Below are 13,192 nucleotides of genomic sequence, written 5' to 3'. Positions count from 1 at the left end.
CGCCTGGTTGGGCAAACGAACAGCGCCCTTTCCGCGAGCGGCGTCTAGCGTCTATAGGGCATGTGGCTCAGGTCACCCGCCGCCCAGCGTTGAACCTGACGGTCCGCCTATCGAAAGCCTCGTCACCATGAACACGGACACACAGCTGTCAAAAACACTCAAGCCACGGCATCTCTCCATGATCGCGATCGCCGGCGTTATTGGCGCCGGGCTGTTCGTTGGCTCAGGAGCCGCGATTAAGCAAGCTGGCCCAGGCATACTCCTTGCTTACGCGGCAGCCGGACTCGTGGTCATCCTGGTCATGCGGATGCTCGGCGAAATGGCCGCGGCCAATCCGGAAACCGGGTCCTTTTCCGCTTACGCCGACAAAGCGCTGGGACGCTGGGCGGGGTTCAGCATCGGTTGGCTGTATGCCTGGTTCTGGATCATCGTCCTGGGAATCGAGGCGACCGCCGGCGCAGCAATTATGCACCGCTGGGTGCCTGGCATCGACCAATGGGTGTGGGCGCTGCTGCTCATGGTCCTTCTGACGCTGACCAACCTTGGCTCGGTGAAGTCCTATGGTGAATTCGAGTTCTGGTTCGCGTCCATCAAAGTGACGGCTATCGTGCTTTTCCTGCTGTTCGGTATTGCCGCCATCCTCGGCCTTGTCCCCGGGGTTCCCGCCCCAGGAGTCAGCAACCTCCTTGAGAACGGCGGGTTCTTTCCGAACGGTCCAGGCGCCGTACTCGCCGGCATTCTGGTGGTGGTGTTCTCCTTCTTCGGGGCCGAGATCGCCACGATCGCCGCCGGCGAGTCCGAAAATCCCGTGGACGCGGTCAAGAAGGCCGTCCAGTCCACCGTATGGCGCATCCTGGTCTTCTACATCGGCTCCATCGCCATCGTCGTAACCCTGCTGCCTTGGAACTCCGCCAGCGTGGCCAAGAGCCCGTATGTGGCCGTCATTGAGCTGTTCGGCATCCCGGGTGCGGGAACCATCATGGATATCGTCGTGCTGACATCGGTCCTGTCTTGCCTGAATTCCGGTCTCTACACCGCCAGCCGCATGCTGTTCTCCCTCTCCCAGCGAGGAGACGCCCCGAAGGCCTGGACCAAGATCTCCAAGCGCGGCGTTCCGGCTGCTGCCGTTCTGTCATCCACCGTGGTCGGATTCATCACGGTCGGACTGAACTATGTTGCCCCGGAAACGGTATTTCTTTTCCTGGTCAATACCTCCGGCGCCATCGCACTCTTCGTGTGGCTGGTCATCGCCACCTCACAGCTGATCCTGCGCCGCCGCATGGGCGCAGCCGCCAAGGACCTCGCCATGAAGATGTGGCTTTTCCCGTACCTGACGTGGGTCGCAATCGCCAGCATCGTCGCCCTGCTCATCGGCATGCTGATCCTGGACGCAACCCGCGAATCGCTGCTGCTCTCCATGGCACTCGCCGCCGTCGTCGTCGGCATTGCCGTATGGCGATACCGGAAGAACCTCAGCCCACATCAGCCCAACGACGTCAACGAACCCGAAGACGCGTCGCTGCGCACTCCCGCCCTGTAGCCAGCAGCTGCGACGGCGACTCGTCCGGTGGCGCGTCGCGTGGGCCCACTGGGCGAAGACCCCGGGTTCCGCGGCTACGCCCTCCCCCTCCTTCAGGCGTCCCGGCCTCCGCTGCTGTCCGCAGCCATTCTCGGCGTCCTCGTGGCCCTGTGGCACCTGCCGCTGGTCCTCTTTGGCGGGCTAAGCCTGATCAGCTTGCCGACGACGTTCGCCATCACCTTCCTCTATGTGTTGCTTTTCAACCGCACAGGCGGCAGCGTCCTGCTGACGCTCCTGTTCCACAACAGCCAGGGCACTTTCACCACGGGTTCCTTCGGCTTCACCGGTCCCGGCGCCGACCGCGCGGAGCTGATCTACTTCGGGGTCGTCGTCCTTGCGGTTCTGACACTCTGTGGCGCTGGACCGCCGGGCCTGGCGCAAGGCACCCCGCCCGGCCACCGCCGTCGGGCGTTTCTCCTTCAGGAGGCGTCCCAGGTGAACGACGGCGGGCAACAGTCGCCCTGCGAACGGCGCCTCTGTACCCCGTCAAGACCTGGCCGCATCGCGCTAGACTTTCGATTATGACCGGTGCCCCTGCCCGTCTTCTGGCCTGGCTCGTTGCCCTGACGATGCTCCTCACGGCGTGCGCGCCCGCGATCGGCTTTGACGAGACCGCCACCGATCGACCGATAGCAACGTCCTCGGCCCGGCCAGCCGCTGGCGACGTCGCCCCCGCCCCTCACCGGACTCCAGCCCCCACACCGACGCCGGTTCCCACGCCAACGGCGGTGCCCCAGGCGTTTGCCCTGAACCTCTACCAGGAGGGGGACTTCGTGCCGCAGTACACCTTCGACTGGTGTGTTGCGGCGAGCATCCAGATCGCGCACAACCTCATCGATGACACGGGGGGCGGCACGTGGGCCGATCGCGCTCAGCAGGGCGACCTGTGGGAGAGGGCCCGGGCACGGTCGTCCAACTCGTTCAACGGTGCAAATCCGCTCGGTTGGGCAGAGGTGCTGACCGACGTCGGGATGGGGCCATATGCCGTTGTCAGCATCGCCGACTATGAGGACGCGCTGCGAACGGCGGCGCGTGCCATCACCGAAACGGGCCGGCCGGTCGGGCTGGTCATGTGGAGCGGCCGCCATGCCTGGGTGATGAGCGGGTTCGAGTCGCTCGGCGATCCCGGCCAGTTCCCGGAGTTCTCGGTCACCGGCGTCCGCGTCCAGGATCCGCTCTACCCGCACGGCAGCGGGCAGTGGGGTCCATCGCCTGCGCCCAACAGCCTGCTCAGCCCCGAGCAGCTGGCGACGCAGTTCGTGGTCCGCGAGCCGCGACGCTGGAGCAGCGATCTGCCGGCGGGCTACCTGCTGGTGCTGCCGCAGGCCGAGGCCTGACCACGCCTTTTGTGCACGTGGGGATATCGTCGGGGTAGTGAGGGCTGAGCTCTTCGCGCACAGCCCCGTCGCTCCTGTCGGGGATTCGTTTCGATGGGAGTGCTATGTCAGGTCTTCAGGTCCATCCGGATGTCGCCATGGTGATGAGGGTTCTCGGCGACCTCGGCCTCGTCTGTTCCCCCGCCAAAGTCGAGGCCGACAACGCTGAGTACGGTGCCGCGATCTCGGCAATCGGTCGGTCTCCGGTTCGCTTCAGGGTCGGAAAACTGACCCCGACGAAGGTGGGCTTATTCGTGACAGTGTGGCGGCGCTCTCTCGATGGGTCGACCGAACCTCTGCCCGCGGAGGAGTGCAGCGACGTGCTGGTGATCTGCGTACGGGAGGATTCCCGAGTCGGAGCATTCGCTTTTCCGAAGGCGGCGCTGGTCAAGCACGGCGTCGTGTCCGTTGGCGGCGCCGGAGGCAAGCGAGGGTTCCGCATCTATCCGCCCTGGTCATCTACGACGAATCGGCAGGCGAAAAAATCCCAGCAGTGGCAGTGTAATTACTTCTTCGAGATGGCTGACGGATCCGCCACCGATGCGCAGCGAGCCAGTCGACTTTTCGTTGTGGCCTAGACGGATTCGGCGACATTCGGTCAGGCCAGCTCAGGTGGCGGGCCGCCGTCGAGCGCTGCTCCACCCCAAGCGAATCCGACAGACTTTGTCGCGAAGTGCTGCCACTAGAGTTGCAATCAGCAGCCGGCTTGGTTGTGAATCTAGCGGCATTTGGCCTTGTTCTGTCAGCGGTAGATGCGGGTATCCGTTTGAAGAACCCTGCACGGGACAGCCCGTAGTGCCGGTATGCGACCGCTATTTGGGTGTCTCGTTCTGTTCTCTTTGGGCGAGCCGCTGGAGTTGCCATCTATGTACGTCGGGCAGCCAATCCAACGGGGCCGATGGGCCGACACGCGGGTCGTCGGGAACACCGCCGTCTCGCAGGGCCCGCACGTACGCGCGATCCTGGTTGATACGTGCCCGTAGCTGCCCAGCTCCGCCGACCGAGCCGTGACCAGGGATGACGGCATCAACGTCGTCGGCCACGCTGTCAAACAGCCTCAACGCGGCGAGGTAGTCCTCGATCGGATTCGCGGCCTCCAGGTCGAGGAACGGCATCAGGATGTCAGAAAGCATATCGCCGGCGACGAGGACGCGGCGCTCCTCGATCAACAGCGCCGCATGGCCGGGGGCATGGGCCTGATGTTCGATGATCCGGGCTGTGGGGCCATCCCAAGGAATCTGCGCAGTATCGGCGGGCAGACCGGTAATGAGACCCAGCAGATCCATCGGGATATCCTCGGCGTACTCCGGCGGGAGCCCCTCGGCTATGCGGGCCTTCCAGTCCGCGTTCGACAGCAAATTTTGGATAGAGGCCGCGCAGCGGGCTGTACCGTAACGGGGCGCGTCGCGGAAGTTCGCGTGCCAGAGCACATGGTCCCAATCAGGATGCGTCGAGAAGCCTGCCACGACGGGCTGGCCCAACTCGTGAAGGTCGTTCGCGAGGGCCGACATTTCGTCGCCCGTTATACCGGGGTCAATGAGCAACACACCGTCCCGGCCCTGCACGACAACGGAATTACTCTGGATGAACTCGCTCTCGTGAACCAGAACGCCCTCAGCGACTTCCTCCAGCATGAAATGCCTTCCGCTTGTGGTTTGCAGCCCCTTGTCGAGACGGTATTAGCTGGCGGTAGTAGATTGCAAGCACTATTGGCGAAGCGGATGAGCCGCAGTCAAGGTGCCCGATCAACGCGCGGTGGAGGCGTTCGGCGATCGCTGGACCCTGATCGAGACCGGATCGGGACTGTCCGTAAAGGAGGACGCCGATAACGGCTAAGCCAAAAGCCAGCGACGACGAGGAGAAATGAGAGGCCGGACATTACCTTGGGTCTGACAGCAGCTAGGGTCCACCCATTAGGCCGCAACCGGTGGCGCCCTGATCGGTGCTGTTTGTGCCCGCCGGAGAAACGGCTTCCTAGGAACCTGTGGCCGTTTGTTGGGTCCCCTGACACGACATGGTTGGATGAGGAGTGATGACGGGCAGGTCGCCACATCTTATTGACGGACCACTTCCAACGCAACGCCGCGTTCGAGTAGTCCGGATCCGTCCAGCAGCAGGCGGTTTCACAGGCCCTTACCGAGGGCTGTCGGGCGGGGTGCACCCGTCTGCAGGGGGGAAACACCATGGCTGGTCTTTTTGAGTTATTCGTTGATGCGCAATCGCAGTTCAGGTTCCGGCTCCTCGACGACAGAGGAACGGTAATGGCCGTGTCGTCCGGTTTCGATGACAAGTTAACAGCCGTCGCCGGAATCGATGCCGTACGAGAATGTGCGGGCACGGGCCTGGTCACCGACCTCTCGGACCCGACTCCCGACGCGGACGGAACTGATTTAAGCGACGCCCCGAACGATGGCCTCAGACACCGGTCCTGACATACACGTTCGCAGGCCAAGGGCCTTGGTCGGGTGGGACACGCTCAGGTATACGCGATCTCCTGCAGTTTTCTTAGCCTGACGACGCAGGTCTCTGGCTGCCTCAAGTTTCGCCGCAGTCATCGCCGGCGGACTTCCGCCATGCCGGGCCCTGGTTTTCGCGGCCGCTAGCCCTGCCTTGGTGCGTTCGGACAAACGCGAGCGTTCGTACTCGGCCTAAGACGCGAACATGTGCTGGAAGGCCGGATGGGGTCGAGAGTGGAGTTGTTCACGCAGATTCGAAGGGACGCCGAGCCGATGCAGGCTTTACCTAGGATTGTCCAAGCTTCGCCGGGGCATGCGCAGTGTTTGCCAAGGATTTCGCCCCAGCACTAGGTGTGAACGTGTGCCGCCTGCAAACATTGTCTGGGGGATCCTTTTCAAGTCAGTAGTTGACTACTTGGAAGTGAAAACTCTGGGGGAACTCGGTGGCTTTCGTCGAATGCGAATCGCGGCGCAACCCCTGACTACCGTCCACCGAGGCCAACATTTTGCCCCGTCCCGGGGCCTCATTTTTCACTGATGCTGGGGAGTGTTTGTGCGTAAGAATCGATTGGTTCGGTTTCTCGTGGCCAGCTTGGTGCTGCCACTGGCTGTTGTGTTGGGTATCGCAGTGCCATCGGAGGCTGCAGAACGGGCCGGGATTACCCTGAGCACCTCCGCAGGGCCGGCCGGAGCGTCCATCTCAGTGACCGGCACCGGCTTTGCGCGCCAGTCGTTCGGAACGCTGACAGCCGGTTCATCGAGCATCCCGTTCACCACCGGGGCCAACGGTTCCTTCACGGCGGACGTGAACATACCGGCAACAACCGCAGCAACTGTTGTGGTGACGGCCAAGGCGGGAAAGCCCTCGGCGTCCGCACCCTACACCGTCACGTATAGCCCGGCCTCCACCTCCGCCGGCCGTGACAGCGCGGCCACGGCCAGTGCTGCTCCGGTCACGATGGCGGCCCGGACCGAGACGTCCACAACAACCCTCAACCCTCCCATCAGCTCGGCCCCGCTGCGGTTCGGAGTGTCCACGCCCGGAGGTCCGCTGGCCACCAGCGAGCTGGACGCCGTCGCAACGCTGGTCAACGAAAATCCCTCCATCGTCATGTCCTACAAAGACTTCAGCCAGGCCGCGCCGATCGCTGACCTGAACGCCGTCGACGCCCGGGGCGCCACCAGCCTCATCACCTGGGAGCCCTGGCTCTGGAGCGGCAACGGCGCCAACCAGCCCGCCTACGCCCTGGACCGCATCACCGCCGGAGATTTCGACACCTACATCGCCCAATGGGGTACCGCCCTGGCTTCATGGGACAAGCCCGTCATGCTGCGGTTCGCCCACGAAATGAACGGCAACTGGTACCCCTGGGCTGAATCCGCCAACGGCAACCAGGCCGGGGACTACGCCGCAGCATGGCGCCACGTGCACGATGTCGTAGCCGCAACAGGCGCCACCAACGTGCAGTGGGTCTGGAGCCCGAACGTCCCCTACTGGGGCTCCACCCCGCTCTCCGGGCTCTTCCCCGGCGCCGGCTACGTCGACATTGTTGGTCTGGACGGCTACAACTGGGGAACCGCCGCATCGTGGAGCTCCTGGACATCGCCATCGGCCCTCTTCGGCGACGGACTGACCGCACTCCGCAGCCTCGCACCCGGCAAGCCGATCATGATCTCCGAGACAGCCTCCGCAGAGGCCGGAGGCTCCAAGGCTGACTGGAACACCGCCCTCGTTTCGTACCTCGCCGCCCAGTCCGACATCACCGCCTTCGTCTGGTTTCACCACAACAAAGAAGTCGACTGGCGGATCAACAGCTCCACCGCCTCGGCCAGCGCCCTCGCCGCGGCATTGGCGGCCAGGAACTCCTGATTCCGCCCGTCGCGCCCGCGCCGGGTTTACCCGGTGCGGGCGCGCAGCGGCAACCCGGAACCGAGGCTGGAAAGGCCGCTCCTTGAACCACCAACTCGTCGTCCGGATCCTCACCACGGTGACCATAATCCTGGGCGTGAACTACATGGCCTGGCGTTGGCTGTTCTCCGTAAACTGGTCCGCAGCCTGGATCAGCGTGCCGCTGGTCATGGTCGAAACCTACAGCCTCATCGATGCCGTCCTGTTCGGGCTCACCATGTGGAAGCTGCGCGTCCGCGACACCCCTCCTGCCCCACCGGAGGGCCTCACTGTGGACGTCTTCATCACTACCTACAACGAGCCCACCGGCCTGGTCATGACCACCGCCGTCGCGGCCAGCCGCATCAGCTACCCGCACAAGACCTGGATCCTGGACGACGGCGCACGGCCCGCCATGAAACGGGCGGCCGAGGATGCCGGCATCGGCTACATCATTCGCTCCCCCGACTGGGAAAACCACCGCCGGCACGCGAAGGCCGGAAACCTCAACAACGCCCTGGCCGCAACACAGGGCGAATTCCTCCTCATTCTCGATGCCGACCAGATCCCCGAACCCGGAATCGTGGACAGCATGCTGGGCCACTTCACCAACGAAAAAGTTGCACTGGTGCAGACCCCGCAATGGTTCCACAACGTCACCGACGACGACATCCTGGGAAGCCAGGCACCCTTGTTCTATGGCCCCATCCAGCAAGGCAAGGACGGCTGGAACGCCGCGTTCTTCTGCGGCTCCAACGCCATGATCCGGCGCGAAGCCCTCATGCAGATCGGGATCACCGGCTATGTCGAAGGCGTACGGCACAGCGTCCAGCAGACGCTGAAGGCCGCCGACAAGGTCATCGCCAAGGCACGCGCCAAACACGGCGCGACAGGTGAGCACCTGACCCGTGCGCTGGACGACGTCGGCCTCGCTGCCCGGGCCGCACGAAAGGAACTGCACCAGAACAAACCCGTCGCATCCATCACCTACGACTTCCAGCGCAAGGTCGACGCCGCAGCCAGGAGCATCGTCACGATCGACGTCGCATCCATTCAGGCAGACCTGGACGAAATCGCCCGCCTCTCCGGAGACGGCAGGACCGGCGTCTACATCGACGACGCCGCCATCGACCGCCTGGCCCGCCGCGACTGGTCACCCATCGGCGCCATCAGATCGGTCCGCAAAATGGTCCAGGCCCTGGACGTGGACCGCTCCGACGAGGCCCTCCCTGTCATGCCCATGGCCACGAACTCCGTGACCGAGGACATGGCCACCTGCATGCGGCTCCACGCCCAGGGCTGGGAGAGCGTCTACCACCACGAGATCCTGGCCAAGGGCCTGGCACCCGAAGACCTCCGGACCATGCTGACCCAGCGGCTGCGCTGGGCCCAAGGAACCATGCAGGTGTTCCTCCGCGAAAATCCCCTCCTCCAGAGCGGACTCACCTGGGGCCAGCGCCTAATGTACTTCTCCACGATGTGGAGCTACCTCTCCGGCTTTGCCGCGGTCATCTACATCGCCGCGCCCATCATCTTCCTGTGCTTTGGAACCATGCCGGTGGATGCATTCAGCATCGACTTCTTCGCCAGGCTCATCCCGTTCCTGGTGGTGAACCAGCTGCTGTTCTTCGTTGCCGCCCGCGGCAGGAAAACCTGGCGCGGCCAGCAATACAGTGTGGCGCTCTTCCCCATCTGGATCAAAGCATGCACGACGGCGGCAGGGAACGTCCTGTTCGGCCGTGACCTCGGATTCGCGGTGACCCCCAAAACCCGCCAGGGCGACGGCCCGCCCTGGTCCCTGATCCGCCCTCAGCTCGTGGCCATAACGGCCCTGATCATCGCAGCCATCACCGGACTCATCCGGATGTTCACGGGCCTGGGCGCACCCGCGGGAACGCTGGTCAACATTGCCTGGGTCGTGTTCGATCTGCTGATCCTCAGCGTGATCATCCGAGCCGCTCTCTACAAGGGATACACTCCCACGGAAGAAGTTAAGAAAGATGGAATTCAACTCTGAACCATCCGGCCAGCTTTCGATGAGCGGTGCACGCCTCCAGATCCATGAGCTCCACGCCTGCGCCTACCCGGAATGTCTGGGCATGGTCCACGACCTGCTGGCCGAAATGTCGGGCGAATCGCCGGAGAGTTTCCGAGCTGGACCGGGCCATGTTCGAAACCGCCGTCATCGAAATCACAGCCAACATCGTCGGCCACGGCTCCGACGAAGGTCGCACCCTCTGCAACCTCATCCTTGAGGTCTATCCAAACCGCCTCGAGACAGCGCACTGTCCATTAGAAAGACCGCCAGCCTCCTCGCTAGATTTGGCCCAAAGCCAAGCCCCCATGAGCTCGCTGCTTCAGCTAAAAGCCACTTGCACGGGCTTGAACCTGAAAAGCTCGCCGCACTCGGGTCCGAAGGGGTGCTCCCCGGTTGATTCCGTTTCTATGGGCAAATCACGGGCTACGCGGCCACCAGAAGTGGCCACGGCCTCCACAAAAATCGAACTGACACTAAAGAGCGGATCCCTCAGCGGGAACGACTGACGCAGCCGCAGCCCGAGTAGCGGCCGCGTAAGTTTGTAACATCGTCCGGGCAGGCCCTTTGAATGCGAGGCCCCTGCCGCTTGCTTAGGGAATCAGTCGCTGGTCTCGGAGACTCTGGAAGATTCTCAAGAACATCGCTTCGCTGTCAACATATGTGTGGAAGCCGGCACGCCTCGACTTTGACGTGTCGGCGATGACGTCGTAGTCCCACGCAAAGACGAAGTCGCCAAACTGCCAGGAGGACACATCAGAGTAGGGGGTCTTGGCCAGAGCGTGCTTCGCAACCATTGCATCCCAGAGTTCAGATTTGTCTGCCATCACGTCGCTAAGGCTCATCGGCAAAGGTGGCGCTACATCGAGGTCGAAGAACGCGGCAATTTTCGGCCACATCGAGGACCAGCGGAACATGTCACCGTTTGTGATGTTGAAGGCTTGGTTCCTGCTGCCGGGGTTTGTTGCAACCCAGGCGGTAGCTTCCGCCAGCAGCCCTGAGTCCGTCATCTCGATCAGGCTTGTGTAGGCCCCGGGCTTGCCGGGGAACCGGAACGGGACGCCGAGCTCTTTGCTGATAGAGGCGTACACCGCAATCACCATGGCGAGGTTCATGGGGTTGCCGAGCCCAATGCCGGCCACAACCGAGGGTCGCAGTGCGGACCACGACCAAGCGGCGTCAGCCTGCCGGCGCTCGAGGAACTGTTGCTGGTCGACGTTGAACTCCGGCGGCATATGCGGCGGATCGTCCTCACGGGCCGGCGTCGGGAAGGGCCCCAGATGAGCGCCATAGACCTTGTACCCCTGCATCAAACTGATGTGCTCCAGGTTCGGCGCCACGGGTTCGATCGCGTCGACGACATTCGTGAGCATCGCCAAGTTCGGCGGCACCAGTTCCGCCCAGCTGGCGCGATCCTGATACGCGGCATAGAAGACATGAGTGACCCCAGTCAGGCTGTTGAGTTTCAAAGCGGTGTCGTCTTTGTCCAGAAGGTCAACGGCGATATGCCGAACCGAGCCCTGATTGGCCCCTCCCCGCCGAGAAAGTCCGATGATCGTCCAGCCTCCCACGCGGTCGAGGTGCTCGATCAAGTTTCCGCCGATCACACCCCGTGCTCCGACGACTAATGCAGTTCTCGGTGCCATGCTTCCTCCTTCATCGTAAAAACGTGATTTACCGATCTAATTTGTAGCACAGCATCGTGACATCGCGATATTGCGATGTCGGGCTACTCTGGAGGCATGGCAGAACTCAGTGACGATCAACTGGTGAGCGCATTCAAAGCGCTCGGCCACCCAACCCGCCTGGCAATTCTGAGCTGGCTCAAGGACGGCAACTCATTTCCGCCGCAGGATCGGCCGGCGGACGAGGTCGGAGTGTGTTTGAAACACATTCAGGCGCGTGCAAAGGTGTCTCAGTCCACCGCCTCACAGTTCATGGCGACGTTGCAACGCGCGGATCTTGTGATCTGTACTCGCATCGGCCAGTTCTCCCACTACCGACGTAACGAGCAGACCATAGCCAAGCTCGGCAAGGCCATCGGCGCCGACGTTTAGCCGCACCGCCGTCCCGTTCGCGACAAGATCGCCATGCGAACCCTAGGCAATATCGCTCTGACGCACGCCTGCAAGGCGAACCCTAAACGGGACGAAAGTCCGTGATCGTCGCCTACTTGCACCACGAGGCCTTCTACCCCGGACCATTTAGCTGGCTGGTGCGGCAGGTTCAAGCTGAAGTTCGATGGAACCAGTCACGTTCTCTAGAAGCAGGAGTGAGCCCTGAGATGTGTAGTTCACTTGAGATTGCAAGAAGCTGACCGCAGCGGTTTCCATGCCCTTTTCGGGACTATTACAACCCTTGGCCCCGGCCGTCATACCTGAGGGATTTATGGTTAGGGTCTCGGAGCTTATTGCTGCGGGAGCCGAGATGGGGTTGCACGGCGTCGTTAGTGAAACCAGCACTGACCCCGGCGTCTGGTCGAGCCGCAAGGTGACGGGCCGCTCCGCGGTCCACTCCATAATTCCGGATCCACTGACGCTGCGGTAGGAGCCGCAGGTCTCCAGGAATTCCTTTGGTAGTGAACAGGCAAGCGGTAGCTCAGTGGCAGGCGACGTCACCGGAATCGAGTCACGTGCAGAGGGGGCCGCAGAAAGGCTCGTCGTGCCTTCTGGAACGGATTGGACTGCGCACGAGGACAACGCAATGCCTATGCCGGCCACCGCAAACGCGGCAGCTGTGAAAATCCGGATCTCCATATGCCCCCAATGGCCAGTGTTGAGGCAATAGTACGCCGAAGGGAAAACAGCTCAGGGCTGCAGGAAAGACTGTCCCATAGCACGAACCCTCTGCGGGACTGAGGCTAAGAAATTGGAGCGCTGGTTCAGGTCCTTGGGCTAACGATAGATACATCTCCACTTTTCAAGCCCCGCCTAAGACAGTCTGCAATCCGTTTGGCGTCTTCTTCTTTCGCCGCTTCTCGAAGTTTGATGCCTAGGTGCGTGGAAGGCAGATTTGCGCTTTCAATTGCTTCCTCGATGACCGGGTCTTCTAGGCATCCGTCGATGCCGCCGCTTCTCGGGCCGGAAACGCCAACTAGCCAGCGGTCGGAGGTGCCGGTGGCGATGTTCACATCATTGGGGATCTGTGCGCAGCTTCCCAAAGCAAGTGTAAGAAGACTTATACCAAGGACCCACCGACGATTCGTCATATTTGCCCCTCCCCGAACTGGCAGCATTGAGCAACACTTATGGCTCAATCGAGAGCGCGCACTTCTGGGTTATCTGCTGCCAAGGATGCGGCGCTTGGCGGCGCTAAATTCCTCGTCAGAAAGAGCGCCACTTCCATGGAGTTCAGCAAGAAGGGCAAGGTCCGCCGCCAGAGACTTCTTGCCCATTATCTTGCCGGCCATCACTTGTCGCTCCCTGGTGCGTTTAGTCGGCGCCGGCTTCAGCTCATGCGCCCGTGATGAGCTGTTGACGGCATATGCGATTAGCGGGGTGATCGCGAGGACGCCCAGCGCAATTCCCAAAGGGATGCGGAACGGCTCCGTTGCGTTTATCAAGACAGCAAGGATTGCCCCAGCAACAACCGCACACAGCCCAGCTATCCGAAGCGACGATCGGCTAATGCCGAACGTAAATGTGTATCCCTCGGCCTCGGCCGAAACCAAGTGTTGGTTCATGTGCCGAGAATAGCCCTCGGAACGCTTTCTGAACATCCTGCGGACCGTGGTCAGGGGCATGCGTCCGCAACTGCAACCCTGTGCGGGTGTCGCGATGCATCTGAACAGTTCATCGACCGGTGTGCGGCCCAGTAGCAGTGAAGGGTCGCCCGTTAGGGTGATCCTAAGCCGTGACG

Annotated in this window: 12 protein-coding genes; 8 read left to right on the top strand and 4 right to left on the bottom strand. The window is 62.4% G+C overall.

What is annotated here, in order from left to right; translation table 11 throughout:
• Positions 1-127: 127 nt before the first annotated feature.
• The 4 genes from NIBR502772_RS03315 to NIBR502772_RS03300 all read left to right on the top strand — a co-directional run bounded on the left by NIBR502772_RS03315 (position 128) and on the right by NIBR502772_RS03300 (position 3,533).
• Entirely contained in the window at positions 128-1,540 is a 1,413-nt protein-coding gene (locus NIBR502772_RS03315) for an amino acid permease (RefSeq protein ID WP_141139067.1), read from the top strand.
• Between the two features lie 39 nt (positions 1,541-1,579).
• The gene (locus NIBR502772_RS03310; protein WP_168223480.1) at positions 1,580-2,104 is read left to right on the top strand and encodes a CPBP family intramembrane glutamic endopeptidase; all 525 of its coding nucleotides are present in this window, start codon (positions 1,580-1,582) and stop codon (positions 2,102-2,104) included.
• Complete coding sequence (locus NIBR502772_RS03305; protein ID WP_141139065.1) at positions 2,101-2,916, top strand: hypothetical protein; 816 nt, start codon at positions 2,101-2,103, stop codon at positions 2,914-2,916. The genes NIBR502772_RS03310 and NIBR502772_RS03305 overlap by 4 nt, the downstream gene beginning before the upstream one ends.
• A 104-nt stretch (positions 2,917-3,020) precedes the next feature.
• Complete coding sequence (locus NIBR502772_RS03300) at positions 3,021-3,533, top strand: MepB family protein (RefSeq protein ID WP_141139064.1); 513 nt, start codon at positions 3,021-3,023, stop codon at positions 3,531-3,533.
• Between the two features lie 234 nt (positions 3,534-3,767).
• On the opposite strand, the gene NIBR502772_RS03295 is transcribed toward NIBR502772_RS03300, so the two are convergent.
• Entirely contained in the window at positions 3,768-4,589 is an 822-nt protein-coding gene (locus NIBR502772_RS03295; protein WP_141139063.1) for an MBL fold metallo-hydrolase, read from the bottom strand.
• Positions 4,590-5,138: 549 nt separating this feature from the next.
• Between NIBR502772_RS03295 and NIBR502772_RS03290 the strand changes: the two genes are divergently transcribed.
• The 3 genes from NIBR502772_RS03290 (at position 5,139) to NIBR502772_RS03280 (ending at position 9,316) form a co-directional block, all read left to right on the top strand.
• Complete coding sequence (locus NIBR502772_RS03290; RefSeq protein WP_141139062.1) at positions 5,139-5,387, top strand: DUF1508 domain-containing protein; 249 nt, start codon at positions 5,139-5,141, stop codon at positions 5,385-5,387.
• Positions 5,388-5,994: 607 nt separating this feature from the next.
• Positions 5,995-7,281 carry a glycoside hydrolase family 26 protein gene (locus NIBR502772_RS03285; protein WP_246848676.1) on the top strand — a complete coding sequence of 429 codons (1,287 nt, stop codon included), beginning with the start codon at positions 5,995-5,997 and terminating at the stop codon, positions 7,279-7,281.
• A gap of 145 nt (positions 7,282-7,426) precedes the next feature.
• Entirely contained in the window at positions 7,427-9,316 is a 1,890-nt protein-coding gene (locus NIBR502772_RS03280) for a glycosyltransferase (protein ID WP_141141909.1), read from the top strand.
• Positions 9,317-9,927: 611 nt separating this feature from the next.
• Here the strand turns inward: NIBR502772_RS03280 and NIBR502772_RS03275 are convergent.
• Entirely contained in the window at positions 9,928-10,980 is a 1,053-nt protein-coding gene (locus tag NIBR502772_RS03275) for an SDR family oxidoreductase (protein ID WP_141139060.1), read from the bottom strand.
• Positions 10,981-11,076: 96 nt separating this feature from the next.
• Here NIBR502772_RS03275 and NIBR502772_RS03270 point away from each other — a divergent pair, with 96 nt between their 5' ends.
• Positions 11,077-11,391, top strand: a complete 315-nt coding sequence (locus NIBR502772_RS03270) for a helix-turn-helix transcriptional regulator (RefSeq protein ID WP_141139059.1) — start codon at positions 11,077-11,079, stop codon at positions 11,389-11,391.
• Positions 11,392-11,538: 147 nt separating this feature from the next.
• Here NIBR502772_RS03270 and NIBR502772_RS23005 read toward each other — a convergent pair whose 3' ends face one another.
• Together NIBR502772_RS23005 and NIBR502772_RS03260 are read right to left on the bottom strand one after the other, a co-directional pair.
• A complete protein-coding gene (locus NIBR502772_RS23005; protein WP_371706859.1) occupies positions 11,539-11,853 on the bottom strand; it encodes an META domain-containing protein in 315 nt (104 codons plus the stop codon).
• 758 nt (positions 11,854-12,611) lie between these two features.
• Entirely contained in the window at positions 12,612-13,016 is a 405-nt protein-coding gene (locus NIBR502772_RS03260; RefSeq protein WP_141139057.1) for an SHOCT domain-containing protein, read from the bottom strand.
• Between the last annotated feature and the right edge of the window lie 176 nt (positions 13,017-13,192).

Source organism: Pseudarthrobacter sp. NIBRBAC000502772, assembly GCF_006517235.1.
GTDB lineage: Bacteria > Actinomycetota > Actinomycetes > Actinomycetales > Micrococcaceae > Arthrobacter.
Note: the sequence above shows the minus strand (reverse complement) of the source record. Positions and strands in the feature narration are given on the sequence as shown.

Coding starts and splice junctions, on each gene's coding strand:
- NIBR502772_RS03315 (WP_141139067.1), top strand. CDS start 128: ATGAACACGGACACACAGCTGTCAAAAACACTCAAGCCACGGCATCTC.
- NIBR502772_RS03305 (WP_141139065.1), top strand. CDS start 2,101: ATGACCGGTGCCCCTGCCCGTCTTCTGGCCTGGCTCGTTGCCCTGACG.
- NIBR502772_RS03300 (WP_141139064.1), top strand. CDS start 3,021: ATGTCAGGTCTTCAGGTCCATCCGGATGTCGCCATGGTGATGAGGGTT.
- NIBR502772_RS03295 (WP_141139063.1), bottom strand. CDS start 4,589: ATGCTGGAGGAAGTCGCTGAGGGCGTTCTGGTTCACGAGAGCGAGTTC.
- NIBR502772_RS03290 (WP_141139062.1), top strand. CDS start 5,139: ATGGCTGGTCTTTTTGAGTTATTCGTTGATGCGCAATCGCAGTTCAGG.
- NIBR502772_RS03280 (WP_141141909.1), top strand. CDS start 7,427: ATGGCCTGGCGTTGGCTGTTCTCCGTAAACTGGTCCGCAGCCTGGATC.
- NIBR502772_RS03275 (WP_141139060.1), bottom strand. CDS start 10,980: ATGGCACCGAGAACTGCATTAGTCGTCGGAGCACGGGGTGTGATCGGC.
- NIBR502772_RS03270 (WP_141139059.1), top strand. CDS start 11,077: ATGGCAGAACTCAGTGACGATCAACTGGTGAGCGCATTCAAAGCGCTC.
- NIBR502772_RS23005 (WP_371706859.1), bottom strand. CDS start 11,853: ATGGAGTGGACCGCGGAGCGGCCCGTCACCTTGCGGCTCGACCAGACG.
- NIBR502772_RS03260 (WP_141139057.1), bottom strand. CDS start 13,016: ATGAACCAACACTTGGTTTCGGCCGAGGCCGAGGGATACACATTTACG.